Genomic DNA, 381 nt, shown 5'->3' on the forward strand with positions numbered 1-381 from the left:
TATCCTGCTGCTGAAAAATCCGGGCATTCTGACGCAGGGTGGTGCGCCACATATCGGGGCGCACCGTCATCTCATAGCGGGTCTGATGTTTGCCCGTGTTGCCCTGTACAAAGCAGGCAACCATGCCAGTGACGGTGCGCTCGATTTTGCCTGCGCGCAGGATAGTCAGGGTGGCGCGGGTATCAAGGACGGCGGCGAAATCAATCGCCGGGTCGGCACTGGCTAAACTGACCGCCAGACTAAAGGGGGTAGATAAGGCTTCGTTGAGTGAGAAGGCGGCCACCACAAAGGTTTCAGGCGGTAATCCGCCGGCCGTGAGGGTAAAGAGTAAGCCGCCGGCGCTTTGAGCCGCTAGCCGGTCGGCAATGTGTTTGGCACTCG

At 59.6% G+C, this 381-nt stretch carries 1 protein-coding gene; it reads right to left on the reverse strand.

What is annotated here, in order from left to right; all coding sequences use genetic code 11:
- Positions 1-367: contractile injection system protein, VgrG/Pvc8 family (locus C5471_RS23730; RefSeq protein ID WP_339959329.1), on the reverse strand; the 367-nt coding region annotated here is incomplete at its 3' end.
- Positions 368-381: the final 14 nt, after the last annotated feature.

The organism is Photorhabdus tasmaniensis, from assembly GCF_011189505.1.
Classification (GTDB): domain Bacteria; phylum Pseudomonadota; class Gammaproteobacteria; order Enterobacterales; family Enterobacteriaceae; genus Photorhabdus; species Photorhabdus tasmaniensis.